Genomic DNA, 13,101 nt, shown 5'->3' with positions numbered 1-13,101 from the left:
CGGCTGCCGCCCACAAGCTTGATTAGGACCGCCATCGCCGCCGGCTGCAATTCATCCGCGAAAAGTGGCGACCTATCGCAAACCCGCAGACGCGCCCAGCCTCGGCGCGCAAAGTCCGCTCCATCGAACACGGGAGCGCCACATGAACCGCATCAGCACCACCACCGCCCAGTCCACCCGCCTGCAAGCCGCCAGCGCGGCTGTCCTCGTCGCCCTCATCGCGCTGACCGGCGCGACCTGGATGACGATCACCGCGCCGGCCGAGCCGACCGTCGTCCTTGAACGCGTGGTCATCGAAGGCTCGCGCACGGACGACACGACAGCCGAGGTGCAGCAGCTGCCGCGCGTCGTCATCGTCGGCAAGCGGGATGCGGCAGCCGACGGCACGCAGGTGGCCGCGGCCGGCACGGGCGGTATTCGCTAAGGCCGATCGCTCGGTGCGCCCTGGTCGCACTTGAGGCAGTTCAGCCGCTGGCCGATGACGCCGGCCCGACCCTCGGGCGTCAGCGTCCAGGGCCGGTTCTGCCACGGCGGGTCATGGCGCGTGTGCTGGTTGTGGCCACAGGCCAGCTCGGCGACCCAGTGGCCCTCTTCGTCGAGATGGAACCCCGTGATGGGCTGCTCCATCAGCGTCCCAAAACCCGCAGGATCTCGCTGCCATAAGCCTCAAGCTTCTTGGCCCCCACGCCGCTGATCTCGCCCAGCTCCACCAGGTCGCCCGGCACCTGCCGCGCCATCTCGGCCAGCGTGGTGTTCTGGAAGATCACATAGGCCGGCAGGCCATGCTCCTTGGCCACCTCGGACCGCCAGGATTTCAGCGCCTCGAAGCGCTCCTGGGCCTCGGCGTCGAGCCCCAGCGACGGATCGACCTTGGGCTTGCCCGTGCTGCTGCGTGAAGACTTGCCGCGCGGCTTCTTCTCCTCGGCCTCGCGCAGGCGCAACTCCACCTCGCCCTTGAGCACTGCCCGAGCGCTGTCTTGCAACGCCAGCGTGTTGAACTCGCCCTCCGCGGCCACGTGGCCCAGCGAGATCAGCTGGCGCAGCACGGCCCGCCATTGCTGCTCGGACAGGTCCGACCCGCAAGCCCAGGTGGACAGCCTGTCGTGCCCGTACTGCTTGGTCTTGTCGGTTGCCTTGCCGCGCAGCACGTCGATGAGATGGCCGGCGCCAAAGCGCTCGCCACGCTGGTGGAAGCGGTAGATGCAGCTCAGCAGCTTGCGCGCGGCCTCGGTGCCGTCCCAGGTTTGCGGCGGGTTCAGGCAGTTGTCGCAGTTGCCACAGCGCGTGCTCTCCTCGCCGAAGTAGCTCAGCAGGCGCACACGCCGGCAGTCGGTCGCCTCGGCCAGCGCCAGCAGCGCATCCAGCTTGCCGCGCTGGCCCTGCTTGAAGACCTCGTCCGCCGGGCTGTCGTCGATCATGCGGCGCTGGTTGACGACGTCGGCCAGGCCGTAGGTCATCCAGGCCTCGGCCGGCGCGCCATCACGGCCGGCACGGCCGGTCTCCTGGTAGTAGCTCTCGATGTTCTTGGGCAGGTCCAGGTGGGCGACGAAGCGCACGTCGGGCTTGTCGATGCCCATGCCGAAGGCGATGGTGGCCACCATGACCAGGCCTTCCTCGCGCAGGAAGCGGTCCTGGTGGCGGCGGCGCACGTCGGCGTCCAGGCCGGCGTGGTACGGCAGCGCCTTGATGCCCTCGCTCTCCAGCCACACCGCCGTCTCGTCGACCTTCTTGCGGCTCTGGCAGTAGACGATGCCGGCCTCGCCCTCATGCTCGTCGCGCACGAAGCGCAGCAGCTGCTCGCGCGGCGAGGCGGTCTTCTCGGCGATGAGATAGCGGATGTTGGGCCGGTCGAAGCTGCTGATGAAGACGCGCGCGTCCTGCAGCTGCAGGCGCTGGATGATGTCGGCGCGCGTCAGGTCGTCGGCCGTGGCCGTCAGCGCGATGCGCGGCACCTCGGGGAAGCGCTCGTGCAGCAAGCTCAGCTGCAGATATTCCGAGCGGAAGTCGTGCCCCCACTGGCTGACGCAATGCGCCTCGTCGATGGCGAACATCGACAGCAGACCGCGCTCCCGAAGCGATTCGAGCTGGGCCAGGAAGCGCGGTGTCGTCAGCCGCTCGGGTGCGGCGTAGAGCAGGGTCAACCGCCCGCTCATCATTTCGCGCTCGATGCGGCTGGCCTCCTCGCCGGTCTGGCTGCTGTTCAGGAAGGCGGCATGCACGCCAGCTTCTTCCAGCGCGCCGACCTGGTCGTGCATCAGCGCGATCAGCGGGCTGACGACGATGGCCACGCCCTGGCCGCGCGTGTGGCGCACGATGGCCGGCACCTGGTAACACAGGCTCTTGCCGCCACCCGTGGGCATCAGCACCAGCGCGTCGCCACCGGCGGCCACCTGCTCGACGATCTCCGCCTGCTGGCCCCGAAAGGCCGTGTAGCCGAAAACTGCTGACAGGACCTGGTGTGCAGCGGATTGCAGGTCGGCGGAGGGTTCGGGAAGATGCACGGGCGGGTTCATTCAACCTGGATTCGGCAGTAGGGCGCGCCCGAGGGGCTGGCGAGGCGGGCTGCTGGCAAGGCGCGACGACGAAGTGGGCTCGTGCCCACAAGGAGGAGCAACGCCGCCAGCGGCCCGAAGCGACAGACCAGCGGGCGGGCAGCGCTCTTCACCGAAGTGGTGAAGGTGGCCATGGCCGAAAAGTGTTGATTGGAGAATCATTCCGATGAGTAGCAAGCGGCCAACTGCCGAATGCAGGTTCACCATTGTCCCAGGAGCTTTCCAATGACCACACCCGCCGAGCTGCGCGAGCGCTTGATCCGCAATTTCAACGACGTGCCGCGCGAGCGCTTCGTGCGCCCTCCCCGCTATGACAGCGAGAACGCCAGCCTGACCAAGGGCACCGCTGCCAAGAAGCTCGGCGCCAGCTCCGACATCGTCGCGCCCGGCCAGATGAGCTGCCCCTACCACCTCCACCATGCGGAAGAGGAGATGTTCATCGTGCTGCAGGGCGAGGGCACGCTGCGGGTGGCCGGGGAGCTGGTGCCCATCAAGGCCGGCGACGTCATCACCATCCCGCCGGGGCCGGAGTACCCGCACCACATCGTCAACACCTCCGGCGCGCCGCTGCACTACCTCAGCATCAGCACGATGGAGAAGCCCGAGGTCTGCGAATACCCTGACTCGGGCAAGGTCGGCGTGTTCTCGACGGACCTGCGCCTGCTGCAGCGGCGCGAGGCGGGGCTGGACTACTGGGACGGCGAGGCCTGACGCTGCCGCCCGGGTGCAGTCCGAGCGCTGCTCCCTGCTCCGACAATCTGCGCATGCCCCATGCCGTGTCTGTTCTTCGCGCTGCCCGTCTCGCGGGCGCCACCAAGCCGTTCATGGCTCGCGGTGGCTTCAAGCGCGAGCGCTGCGAGGGCTGCCGGCTGGTGCCGACCCACTGCATGTGCGCCTTGCGCCCTTCGGTGAGCACACGCGCTGCGGTGTGCCTGCTGATGGCCGACATCGAGCCGCTGAAGCCGACCAACACCGGCTGGCTGATTGCGGACACGGTCGCGGACACCTTCGCCTTCAGCTGGTCGCGCACCCAGCCCGATCCCGCCCTCATTGCCCTGCTGAGCGACCCGATCTGGGATTGCTACGTCGTCTTCCCGGGCCAATACGCCGCGCCGGAACGTGTGGTGCAGGCCGTCCAGCCGCGCGCCGCCGGCGAGGGCGGCGCGGCCAAGCGGCCGCTGTTCATCCTGCTGGATGGCACCTGGTCCGAGGCGCGCAAGATGTTCAGCCGCAGCCCCTACCTGAACCACATGCCGGTGCTCAGCCTGGCGCCCGCCGAGGCCTCGCAGTACCGGCTGCGCCGCTCACGTTGCGGCGACCATTTCTGCACGAGCGAGGTGGCCGCGCAGTGCCTGGATCTTGCGGGCGACGAGGCGGCCGGGAAGACGCTCGACGCCTACCTGGGTGTCTTCACGCACCACTACCTTCAGGCGAAGAACCAGTTGCCCATCGCCTGGGAAAGCCGGGCCCATCAGCTTTTGGACGAGGCAGTCAATAGTGCGGCGGTAGCTCGTCCCGCAGATTGACCTGAGCGCCGGGCTCGACGGTGGCGCGGTTGCGCAGCTCCACCAGCTCGCGGACGAGCCGATCGATCTGGGCCTGCTGGCGCACGACGACGGCATTCAGCTGCTCGACGGTGTCCTCGGCAAAGCTGGCCTTGATCTCGAGGTCGGTGAGGCGTTGTTCCAGGGTATGCAGGTCGTCCATGCGGCTATTGGATCAGGCCAGCGCGTCCAGCGCCTCGGCCCATTTGGCCGCAACCTTGGCATAGCCGTCGCGAGTGGGGTGGATCTCGTTGGCCCAGTCGCCGGACTTGCCTGCGCTGCCTTCGTCCGCCAGCACGAGGTTGGCGGCCTGGCTGTCGATGACCTGGATGGGCCCGGCGCCGGGATGGCTGACGCTGCGCTGCGCCGCCAGGTCCAGCAGCAGCTGGCCCAGCCGCTTCATCAGCAGCTCGCCGACGGCCAGCCAGACGTTCTCGGGCACGTCGAAGGCAACCATCGCCGGCTGTAGCCACGGCCCGAAGCCCGCACCCGCCGGCGCGGGGCGCGGGCGCAGCAGCGCGTAGTTGTGCAGCAGCAGCGGCGTCTGCTTGTTGACGCCGCGGTCGCGCAGGTCCATCAGCCCGGCGAAGACGGCGCCCAGGTAGACGCTGAAGGTCTGCCAGCCCTCGGCGCTGAGGTAGCTGCCGGCTTCGCCCGCCACGCCTCGCTCGGCGGGAGTCAGCAGCAGGCGCTGGGCACGCGGGGCGGTGGGCGGCGAGCCGATGGCCTCGATGAGGTCGTTGCCGCCGCCGGAGACGAGCACGGCGCTCCAGCGCGTCGCGACATTGCCGCTCAGCTGGTTGGCAAAGTTGGGCGCGCGCACGTTGTCCACCATGCGCTTGAGCACCGCCCCCGGCGCCGCGCAGTTCACCGCCACCGCGCCGCGCTCCAGGCGCAGCTCCTCCAGCACGTTGGTGGTCAGGTAGGGCGGAATGGCCCCGAGCGAAAACCACGAGTCGCCCTGCGCCAGGAAGCACTGGCCGTAGAGGTCCAGCGGGAAGGGCGTGTCGCCGCCGAGGTCGTAGGGGCTGATGATCTTGACGGGGTGCGGCATGGCGGTCTCCGGTGAGACCGGGAGTGGAGTGCGGACGCGCAGCGGGCGCAACCCCAACCATGACTAGCGCTCCTGCCGCTTTTCGCCTTTGGCCGAGATCGACCCCATGCCCGACACCGAGCGCTGCACGCTCGGGTTGCCAAAGTAGTCCACCGAGCCGACGCCGGAGATGTGGGCGGCCAGGTCGTCGGTCACCCAGAGCAGCACATTGCCGATGCCACTCACGTTGACGCGCGCCCGCTGCGCCTGAAGGCGGTCGGCAATGACCTTGCCCTTGCCGGAGATCTGCAGGGCCACCTCCTCCACGCGGCCGCCGAGCTGGCCGTCGCCGGCGCCGCTGATGCCGAAGGTCAGCTGGCGGGCCTGAAGCTGGTCCATGCGCACGCTGCCGGCGCCGCTGATGGTCAGCTTGAGCTGGTCGACGCGCATCGGGCCGAGCACATGCACGTCGCTCGCGCCGGAGACCGACAACTGGCGCAGCTGGCGCAGCTCGACCTGCACGAACAGCTTGTCGCTGTGCCAGAACTTCCAGCCCCCGGCGGGGTGGACGATGAGCTGGCGGTCCCGCAGATCGACCTTGACGCTGCGCTGCACCTCGTCGTCACCGGAGACAAAGGCCTGGTCACGGTCGCCCTGCACGACGATGACGCGCGCCGCGCCGCCCAGCTCCACGCGGTCGAACGGGCCAGGCGCGTAGACCCTGCCGGGCCCGGCCGGCGGCGCAGGGGGCGCCGGCCGTTCGGCTTTCTCGGCCTTCTCAGGCTTCTCCGGGCGCTCGGGCCTCTCCGGCCTCTCGGGCTGTTCGGGCGACGCGCTCTGCGCGTGCGCCAGGCTCGCGGCGAAGCACAAGGCAAGCAACCAGGTTTTCACAGCGACTGCTCCCTCAGCATCTTGGACACCTCGCGGTTGGCCGTGATGCGGCTGCCGTCACGCAGCTGCACGACGAGCTGGGAGTTCTCGTCCGGCGTCATGCTGTCGACGAAATCGAGATTGACGATGCAGCCGCGCTGCACGCGCAGGAAGCGCGTCGGGTCCAGCCGCGTCTCGAAGCTCGCAATCGGCAGGCGCACGAGAAAGCTGCGGCCCTTGCTGGTGATGGCGGTGTATTTGTTGTCGGAGCGCAGGCTCTCGATGTCGCCCACCTGAAGCGGGAAGATCTTGCCCTGGTCGCGCACCAGCAGGCGGGTCAGCGGCGCGTCGGCGGGCGTGCCCAGGGCGTGGGCAACCTCGGCGGTGGTGGGCGCCGCATCGCGCAGCACATGGGCCACGGCCTCGTCGAAGCGCTCGCGCGAGAAGGGCTTGAGCAGGTAGTCCACCGCATGCAGCTCGAACGCCGTCAGCGCGTGCTCGTCATAGGCCGTGGTGAAGATGATGCGCGGCTGGTGGGCGTCGTGCTGGATCTCGCGCACGACCTGCAGCCCCGTCATGCCGGGCATCTGGATGTCGGTCAGCACCAGGGCGGGCTTGAGCGCGCGGATCTGCGCCAGCGCGTCGTCGCCGTCTTCACACACGGCCACGAGTTGCAGGCCCGGCGTGGCCTTCACCCAGTCGGCCAGCGCCTCGGCGGCGAGGTGTTCGTCTTCGGCGATCAGGACGGTGGTGGTGCTCATGTCTGTGGGATGAAGAGGTCGACGCGGAAGCCGGCGCCGGGGGCGGTGTGGATGCGCAGGCGGGCGCGGCCGTCGTAGTCGAGCGCGAAGCGCTTGCGCAATGCGGCCAGGCCCACGCCGCGGCGCTGGCCGGGCTGGGGCTCCAGTGCCTCGGGCTCGCAGCCCGGGCCGTCGTCGGCCACGGCCAGGTCCAGGCCCTGGTTGAGGGCGTTGCGGCGCGCGGTGATCGTCACGCAGCCGCCGGCCTTGCGAGGCGCCACGGCGTGCAGGATGGAGTTCTCCACCAGCGGTTGCAGCGTCAGCGGCGGCAGCTCGTCGGCCAGCGTGCGCTCTTCCAGCTGCCAGTCCACGCGCAGCCGGGTGCCCAGGCGCAGGGCTTCGAGCGCCAGGTAGTCGCGCAGGAAATCGATCTCGTCGGACAGCATGACGCGGTCCTCGGCGCCGCGCTTGGTGTCCAGCACATAGCGCAGCATGGACGCGAACTTCAGCAGCGCGGCCTCGGCGGCAGCCGGGTCCTTGCGGGTCAGCGCGATCAGCGAGTTCAGCGTGTTGAACAGGAAATGCGGGTTCAATTTGCCGCTGATGGCCGACAGCTCGGCCCGGGCCAGCGCGCTCTCGGCCTGGGCCGCCGCCACCGCCGCGCCGCGCGCCGCCCGCGACTGCAACACCGCCGTGAAGGCCGTGGCAATGGCCGCGTAGACGACCAGGCCCCAGACCGAATGCCACAGCAGGCCGGCCACCAGCACGGCGCCGGCATGGTCTGCCCCGAACAGTGCGGTGTTGACGGCGAACTCGCCCGCCTGCCAGCAGGCCGAGAACACCACCGCCGCCAGGATGTGCGCCATGGCCGTGGCGGAGGGGCCGGCATCACCGGCATGCAGGCGGCGCGCCACCGGCCAGATGGCGATGCCCAGCAGCATGGGCGCCCACAGCATGGTGGTGGCCTGGTAGACGGCCAGCCAGAACGGGTCCAGCCCGCGGTCGAACTCGCTGCCGGCCAGCACGAACAGGCACCAGGCCAGCGCGCAGCCGCCGGCATACGCCAGCCACAACCGCCGGTTGGGGCGGCGGTTGCTTTGACGTGGGGCCAGGCTGTTCATGGCTTCATCTTAGGGAGACGTGCCGGCCGGCTGTGGGGTGGGGAGACGAAGTGCGGGCCTCGGGGTGCGGGATGCGGGATGCCGGGAAGGGATGACCCGGCCGGGCCGGGCTACTGCTGACCCGCTCGGGCGGGTGCGTCGGCATAATTCGCACCCTTCCCCATCGAATTCGGACGAGCGTCATGGCCAGCGTCAACAAAGTCATCATCATCGGCAACGTCGGCAAAGACCCCGAGGTTCGCTACAACCCCAGCGGCGGCGCTTGGGTCACCCTCAGCCTGGCCACCACCCGCAACTGGAAGAACCGCGAAAGCGGCGAGCGCCAGGAAGAGACCGAATGGCACCGCGTCGTCTTCAACGACCGCCTGGCCGAAATCGTCGGCGAGTACGTCAAGAAGGGCCGCCCTCTCTACGTCGAAGGCCGCCTGAAGACCCGCAAGTGGCAGGACAAGGAAGGCCGCGACACCTACACGACCGAAATCATTGCGCAGGAGATGCAACTGCTCGGCGGCCGTGACGGCCAGGGCGGTGGCGATGAAGGCGGTGGCGGCGCCAGCTACGGCCGTGGTGGTGGTGGCGGCGGTGGTGGTGACGAGTACGGCGGTGGCGCTCCGCGTGCCGCTGCGGCCCGCCCCCCGGCAGCGGCTCGGCCCCCGGCTCAGCGCGCTCCGGCCCCGGCGCCCAAGGCGTCGACGGGGTTTGATGATATGGATGACGATATTCCGTTCTGACGCTTTGCTTCAGACGAGTGAAAAAAGGCCCGAACGGCAACGTTACGGGCCTTTTTTCCGCGTTGCACGCCTTGCAGGCATCGCTTAGTGAATCGGATATCCTAGCCAAATCGAATAAGCAGAAATGTCAGTAGACACGCTTCCTGGAATAGAGTTTGAGAAAGCAGTTGCCGCGCTTCAGGCGCAAATCGATCCCGCATCCGAAGTAACTCACAATCAACTTCTGTTGAATAGGTTAGGCCACCTTCGACAATTCGATATTGTCATTCGAGGCTTTTTTGCTGGCCAGCCAATGCTAGGAATAATAGAGTGCAAGGATCAGACGAGAAAAGTCGGAACGCCAGACATTGATGCTTTTGTTACTAAATCGCAGGATGTGAACGCGAATTTCAAAATCGTCATTTCTCGGAACGGGTTTACAAAGCCCGCGTTGGCTCAATGCTCACACAATGGTATTCAAGCACTTTCCTTGTTAAATGGCGATCCTGCCAATCGTAAATTCTTCATCGGTACTCACTGGAAGGCTGATATTGCGCACTGGAGTCAAATATCGGTCGGTTTGCATTTTGAGAAAGACCCAGGAGTCCCTATACGATTCAATGCTAATGAAATCGAAATTGGTGGGAAAAAAGTAATTGATTGGTTCACAAACTACTTGCTAGATCATGAAGGCAAATCCGAAGATTTTGGTTGGGTCGTCGATATTTCAGTTGTTTTTGACAACGCACAGACCGTAGAAATACAGTCAAATATCAAATATCCCTGCTTAGCAATTTCATTTAAAGCTGAACGCGTTTGCGAAAAGCTTGAAAGACTCGTGGGAATTAGCGGGACAGGCTTCTTAAACTGGAATTCAGGACAAGCGACTTTTCCTGCTGGAACTTCGATCCAAACGGACCCAGTTCCCATGGATTTCAGCCAATGGAAACCAAGGTTAAACACAGAGAGAGCGCCCTCCGGATTTCTTGAAATGCATATATTTGCTCATAAATCCCAGTTTGAGCGCGTTCCGGATGCTATTCAACTTGACGCGCTTTGATCAACTTCGATTGATATTGGGCGGCCCGCATGAAGCGGCGGTTAGGGTTTCATTCGACGGTTCCAATCGCGGTAGTTTGCAAAGCGCGCCGCGAGTGCAGCGAGCAGTACTCGACGAACAGTGCGTGCCAACGGACAAGCCGGAAATTGGCCAGACAGCCAGCTTGCGTCAGGCCGCTCTCAAGGTGGCGGACGGTGTCGCGAAGTCGTCTCTGGGGCACTGGAAGTCCTTTGAGGCTGAACACGCGCAATCCTTACGCCGCACTCGCCGCACGTCGACATCGAGGGCGCGTGAGGCGCCCCGAGGGCAAGGGCTAAGGCGCCTTCGGCCGATGATCAAAGCTGAGCACCCGAGCCAGCCGCCACCCGCCGGCTTCGCGCTTCCACAGGTGCACGAACTTCGCCTCCTCCGAGCCGGGTTCGCCTTTGCGGGCAAAGACGTGACGCCCGATTTGCACGGCGCCATAGCCCTGCATCGGATAGACCTCCAGGCTCCCCGGGACCAACGTACGCGTGACGCCGTTGTCGCGGGGGCAGGACTTCAGGACCTTCACCGCCTCGCCAAAACTCGCGCCGGCCTTGTCGTGATAGAACTCGGCGTCGTCGGTGAACAGGGCCCTGAACTTGGCGGCGTCGCAGGTCAGGAAGGCCGCGTCGAACACCGCGGCGTCCATGCCGGCGAGTTCGTCATACAGGGGCCCCGAACGAGCCGTGTCCTGCGCGAGGCAGGGCAGAGCAAAGGTGGCGGAGAAGAGCACGGCCAGCAACTGGCGTGAATGGCCGTGAAAGCCGGCAGCGCGTGGCTGCATCGAAATATTGCGCACGAGGGCTCCTTGCAAGGCTGCACGATCGGCAGTTTGCAAGGAGCCCTGCTCCTCAGCGTGCGCGACGCGACAGGCCGCGCGCGCCGAAGGACAAGCGGGAGATTCGCCAGACAGGCCGTTCCCGCGGGCGCGCCAATGCAGCCAGCGGCTGCCTCAGCGGCACCAGCCGCAACTGCGGCCTATATCCGCCCCATCAGCAACAGCACCACCAGGATCAGCAATACGACGCCGATCGTGCCTGACGGGGCGTAACCCCAGCCGCGGCTGTGTGGCCATGCGGGGATGGCTCCAAGGAGCAGAAGAACGACAACGATAAGAAGGATCAAGCCAAGACTCATGGTGGTCTCCTGTTGGCTGGTGAAAGGCCACGCATGCGGGTGGCCGGCCGTGACTCGAATGTCAGCTGCCGACGAGCGCGCAGGTGTAGGAGCGCAGCGCGAACCGCCCGTAGGCTGAGAGCACCGGCGCGCGGCCTTTGCTCACGCTGGTCGGCTCGCCAGGCCTGTGTCGTACCCGCCCTGCGCAGCGCTCGCCGCAGGGGCCGTGATGAGCACCACCCGCAGGCGCCCCCGGCCCCACCCCGGTGCCTCTCGGGGGTCAGGTCTGCACTGCCGTGCTCACGCCCGCCCTCGCAGCCCTCGCCGGAACCCACTTGACCCCCTAGAAACACCCCGACATGCGGGGGCCTGTAACGAAGTTGGCACAGAACCCGCTCTTGCCTCTTCGACAAGCAACGTCATTGCTTGCGAGAGGGAGGAACCCATGCGCGCGAACTTTGTTGTCCTTTCTGCCCTTGCGGCCGCCGTTCTGCTGAATGCGGCCGCAGCTTCTGCCACCGTGCTCACCGTCACGCCGGCGGCGCCGGTGCTCGGTGGGGTATCGGCGGCGGGTGCGCCCGACGTGACGCCGGCCGCGACCTTCACGAACATCCTGAGTACCGACTTCGGGTCGACCTCCACGACGGTCACCGAGAAGGTCGTGCAGACGGCGCCCACCACCACCTCCAGCGGCCTGGCCTATGTGTACGACGTCACCACGGTGAACAACACGCGCACGGACACGCTGGGGTCGGCCGACTTCTTCTACTGGAGCCAGGCGCTGACAGGCAACACCCCGGGCAATGAGTTCCTGACCTTCAGCGCGACCGTGACCGGCACGGCGCCTCTGAGCGCCACGCTGAGCATCTACAGCAGCGGCAGCTACACGCCGGTGGCATCGCCCTTCGGCACCAGCGTGCCGGCGTTGCCGTCCTACTACTTCCGCCTGGCCGGGGCCGATGCCTGGACGCTGCTGGGTTCGTCCAGCGGCACCAGCGCCGACAGCAACACCTATGGCGGCGAATCGGCAGCCGTCGCGTTGAACATCACCGCCTCGACAAGCTTCGAGGTGGCCGTGTTCGCGGGCAGCAACGTCGACTTGTCGAACGTGAGCGTGAGCCTGGTGTCGGCGTACTACGACGTGCACGACCTCACCACGCCGCTCGGCTCCACCGTCACCAAGACGCTGGTGGGTGCCGAGCTGCTGGCGCCCGTGCCCGAGCCCGAGACCTACGCGCTGATCCTCGCCGGCTTGCTGTTCGTGAGCCTGCGGGTGCGCGCCGAGCGCCGCTGAATCGGCGCCTCAGCCGGCCCTCGCCGCGCTCGGCGCGTGGCCGATCACCCGCTTGAACGCGCGGCTGAACGAGGCCTCCGACTCATAGCCCAGCCGGTCGGCCGCCGTGGCCACGCGCATGCCGTCCTGCGCGATCCAGCGGCGGGCCTGGAACATCTTGACCTTGGCGACGTACTTGGCCGGGCTCTCGCCCATGGTGCGGGTGAAGGCGTCGGCAAAGCGCGAGCGGGACGCGCCCATCAGCCCGGCCAGGCGGGGCACGCTCCAGTCGCCTTCGGGCTCGGCGTGGATGGCGGCGATGACCTTGCCGATCTTTGGGCAGCGCACGGCGGCGACCCAGCCGGTCGAGTCGTTGCAGCCGCATTCCACCCAGGCGCGGATGAGGCTGGCGGCCAGCGCGTCGGCCAGCCGGGCCAGGATGCCGCAGGCCCCGATGCGGTCCAGCGCCACCTCGCGCTCCATGGCGTCCAGCAGCGCGGGCACGGTGGCGTCCTTGGTGGCCAGGTCGCCGGTCAGCATCAGCGGCGGCATCATGGCGATGAGGGGGTGCAGCGGGTCGAGGTTGAAGCGCAGCGCGCCGCAGAACATCACGTCCCTGGGCGGGCCTTCCGAGCTGTCGGCCGGGGGCGGGCCGCCCACCAGATAGATGTTCTCGGACACGGCCACGCGCGACAGCGAATCGATGTCCACCGTGGGCACGTCGGGCGCGCTGGCCAGCACGTGGAAGCTGCCGTGGGGTAGCAGCACGGCGTCGCCGGGGTTCAACCGCACCCAGTCCGTGCCGGCAGTGCGCAGCCAGCAACCGCCGCTGCCGACGAAGTGAAAGCGTGCCGCGCGCTGCGCCGGGAAGGCCACGGCCCAGGGCGCGCGCATGATGCAGCGGCCGTACTCGACACCGTCCAGCCGCAGGCCGAGCAGGATCTGCGTCAGCGAATCCGGACCGTTGGGAAGTGCGGTGATGCTGGAGGATTGGTCAAGCATTTGGGCTCTTTCGGCATTCAAACGCCGGAATGCTAGACCTAGCATCCCCTTCCGTT

Annotated in this window: 16 protein-coding genes; 6 read left to right on the top strand and 10 right to left on the bottom strand. The window is 67.0% G+C overall.

What is annotated here, in order from left to right; translation table 11 throughout:
• Positions 1–142: 142 nt before the first annotated feature.
• Positions 143–424 (top strand): hypothetical protein, encoded by a 282-nt coding sequence (locus tag AC0IZJ_RS17815; protein WP_471852438.1) that lies wholly within the window; start codon positions 143–145, stop codon positions 422–424.
• On the opposite strand, the gene AC0IZJ_RS17810 is transcribed toward AC0IZJ_RS17815, so the two are convergent.
• Together AC0IZJ_RS17810 and recQ are read right to left on the bottom strand one after the other, a co-directional pair.
• Positions 421–627 (bottom strand): DUF3565 domain-containing protein, encoded by a 207-nt coding sequence (locus tag AC0IZJ_RS17810; protein ID WP_471852435.1) that lies wholly within the window; start codon positions 625–627, stop codon positions 421–423. The genes AC0IZJ_RS17815 and AC0IZJ_RS17810 overlap by 4 nt on opposite strands.
• The gene (recQ, locus tag AC0IZJ_RS17805; protein ID WP_471852433.1) at positions 627–2,513 is read right to left on the bottom strand and encodes a DNA helicase RecQ; all 1,887 of its coding nucleotides are present in this window, start codon (positions 2,511–2,513) and stop codon (positions 627–629) included. Before recQ ends, AC0IZJ_RS17810 begins: the two co-directional genes overlap by 1 nt.
• 264 nt (positions 2,514–2,777) lie before the next feature.
• Between recQ and AC0IZJ_RS17800 the strand changes: the two genes are divergently transcribed.
• Positions 2,778–3,263: a cupin domain-containing protein gene (locus AC0IZJ_RS17800; RefSeq protein WP_471852431.1), complete on the top strand. Its 486-nt coding sequence runs from the start codon at positions 2,778–2,780 to the stop codon at positions 3,261–3,263.
• Positions 3,264–3,316: 53 nt separating this feature from the next.
• The gene (locus AC0IZJ_RS17795) at positions 3,317–4,078 is read left to right on the top strand and encodes a tRNA-uridine aminocarboxypropyltransferase (protein ID WP_471852429.1); all 762 of its coding nucleotides are present in this window, start codon (positions 3,317–3,319) and stop codon (positions 4,076–4,078) included.
• On the opposite strand, the gene AC0IZJ_RS17790 is transcribed toward AC0IZJ_RS17795, so the two are convergent.
• The 5 genes from AC0IZJ_RS17790 to AC0IZJ_RS17770 form a co-directional block, all read right to left on the bottom strand.
• Positions 4,044–4,259 (bottom strand): SlyX family protein, encoded by a 216-nt coding sequence (locus AC0IZJ_RS17790; protein WP_471852426.1) that lies wholly within the window; start codon positions 4,257–4,259, stop codon positions 4,044–4,046. The two genes, AC0IZJ_RS17795 and AC0IZJ_RS17790, sit on opposite strands and share 35 nt — an antisense overlap.
• Positions 4,260–4,271: 12 nt before the next feature.
• Positions 4,272–5,150, bottom strand: coding sequence for a hypothetical protein (locus AC0IZJ_RS17785; protein ID WP_471852424.1), 879 nt, complete (start codon positions 5,148–5,150; stop codon positions 4,272–4,274).
• A gap of 63 nt (positions 5,151–5,213) precedes the next feature.
• The gene (locus AC0IZJ_RS17780) at positions 5,214–6,020 is read right to left on the bottom strand and encodes a head GIN domain-containing protein (RefSeq protein WP_471852422.1); all 807 of its coding nucleotides are present in this window, start codon (positions 6,018–6,020) and stop codon (positions 5,214–5,216) included.
• Positions 6,017–6,760 carry a LytR/AlgR family response regulator transcription factor gene (locus AC0IZJ_RS17775; protein ID WP_471852420.1) on the bottom strand — a complete coding sequence of 248 codons (744 nt, stop codon included), beginning with the start codon at positions 6,758–6,760 and terminating at the stop codon, positions 6,017–6,019. Before AC0IZJ_RS17775 ends, AC0IZJ_RS17780 begins: the two co-directional genes overlap by 4 nt.
• Complete coding sequence (locus tag AC0IZJ_RS17770; protein ID WP_471852418.1) at positions 6,757–7,860, bottom strand: sensor histidine kinase; 1,104 nt, start codon at positions 7,858–7,860, stop codon at positions 6,757–6,759. The genes AC0IZJ_RS17775 and AC0IZJ_RS17770 overlap by 4 nt, the downstream gene beginning before the upstream one ends.
• Before the next feature lie 182 nt (positions 7,861–8,042).
• Between AC0IZJ_RS17770 and ssb the strand changes: the two genes are divergently transcribed.
• Positions 8,043–8,591 carry a single-stranded DNA-binding protein gene (gene ssb / locus AC0IZJ_RS17765; protein WP_471852416.1) on the top strand — a complete coding sequence of 183 codons (549 nt, stop codon included), beginning with the start codon at positions 8,043–8,045 and terminating at the stop codon, positions 8,589–8,591.
• 124 nt (positions 8,592–8,715) lie between these two features.
• Positions 8,716–9,630 (top strand): restriction endonuclease, encoded by a 915-nt coding sequence (locus tag AC0IZJ_RS17760; RefSeq protein ID WP_471852413.1) that lies wholly within the window; start codon positions 8,716–8,718, stop codon positions 9,628–9,630.
• A gap of 313 nt (positions 9,631–9,943) precedes the next feature.
• On the opposite strand, the gene AC0IZJ_RS17755 is transcribed toward AC0IZJ_RS17760, so the two are convergent.
• Positions 9,944–10,453 (bottom strand): nuclear transport factor 2 family protein, encoded by a 510-nt coding sequence (locus AC0IZJ_RS17755; RefSeq protein WP_471852411.1) that lies wholly within the window; start codon positions 10,451–10,453, stop codon positions 9,944–9,946.
• A 179-nt stretch (positions 10,454–10,632) separates the two neighbouring features.
• On the bottom strand, positions 10,633–10,791 hold the full coding sequence (locus AC0IZJ_RS17750; protein WP_471852408.1) for a DUF3309 family protein: 159 nt from the start codon (positions 10,789–10,791) through the stop codon (positions 10,633–10,635).
• A 424-nt stretch (positions 10,792–11,215) separates the two neighbouring features.
• On the opposite strand from AC0IZJ_RS17750, the gene AC0IZJ_RS17745 reads away from it, so the two are divergent.
• Entirely contained in the window at positions 11,216–12,064 is an 849-nt protein-coding gene (locus AC0IZJ_RS17745; RefSeq protein WP_471852405.1) for a PEP-CTERM sorting domain-containing protein, read from the top strand.
• 9 nt (positions 12,065–12,073) lie between these two features.
• Here AC0IZJ_RS17745 and AC0IZJ_RS17740 read toward each other — a convergent pair whose 3' ends face one another.
• On the bottom strand, positions 12,074–13,045 hold the full coding sequence (locus AC0IZJ_RS17740) for an AraC family transcriptional regulator (RefSeq protein ID WP_471852402.1): 972 nt from the start codon (positions 13,043–13,045) through the stop codon (positions 12,074–12,076).
• Positions 13,046–13,101 lie beyond the last annotated feature (56 nt).

The sequence above is a fragment of the Roseateles sp. AC306 genome, from assembly GCF_979253795.1.
This window is presented reverse-complemented; position numbering and strand designations above follow the sequence as displayed.

Coding starts and splice junctions, on each gene's coding strand:
- AC0IZJ_RS17810 (WP_471852435.1), bottom strand. CDS start 627: ATGGAGCAGCCCATCACGGGGTTCCATCTCGACGAAGAGGGCCACTGG.
- AC0IZJ_RS17785 (WP_471852424.1), bottom strand. CDS start 5,150: ATGCCGCACCCCGTCAAGATCATCAGCCCCTACGACCTCGGCGGCGAC.
- AC0IZJ_RS17790 (WP_471852426.1), bottom strand. CDS start 4,259: ATGGACGACCTGCATACCCTGGAACAACGCCTCACCGACCTCGAGATC.
- AC0IZJ_RS17750 (WP_471852408.1), bottom strand. CDS start 10,791: ATGAGTCTTGGCTTGATCCTTCTTATCGTTGTCGTTCTTCTGCTCCTT.
- AC0IZJ_RS17795 (WP_471852429.1), top strand. CDS start 3,317: ATGCCCCATGCCGTGTCTGTTCTTCGCGCTGCCCGTCTCGCGGGCGCC.
- AC0IZJ_RS17770 (WP_471852418.1), bottom strand. CDS start 7,860: ATGAACAGCCTGGCCCCACGTCAAAGCAACCGCCGCCCCAACCGGCGG.
- AC0IZJ_RS17800 (WP_471852431.1), top strand. CDS start 2,778: ATGACCACACCCGCCGAGCTGCGCGAGCGCTTGATCCGCAATTTCAAC.
- recQ (WP_471852433.1), bottom strand. CDS start 2,513: ATGAACCCGCCCGTGCATCTTCCCGAACCCTCCGCCGACCTGCAATCC.
- AC0IZJ_RS17740 (WP_471852402.1), bottom strand. CDS start 13,045: ATGCTTGACCAATCCTCCAGCATCACCGCACTTCCCAACGGTCCGGAT.
- AC0IZJ_RS17775 (WP_471852420.1), bottom strand. CDS start 6,760: ATGAGCACCACCACCGTCCTGATCGCCGAAGACGAACACCTCGCCGCC.
- AC0IZJ_RS17760 (WP_471852413.1), top strand. CDS start 8,716: ATGTCAGTAGACACGCTTCCTGGAATAGAGTTTGAGAAAGCAGTTGCC.
- AC0IZJ_RS17815 (WP_471852438.1), top strand. CDS start 143: ATGAACCGCATCAGCACCACCACCGCCCAGTCCACCCGCCTGCAAGCC.
- AC0IZJ_RS17745 (WP_471852405.1), top strand. CDS start 11,216: ATGCGCGCGAACTTTGTTGTCCTTTCTGCCCTTGCGGCCGCCGTTCTG.
- ssb (WP_471852416.1), top strand. CDS start 8,043: ATGGCCAGCGTCAACAAAGTCATCATCATCGGCAACGTCGGCAAAGAC.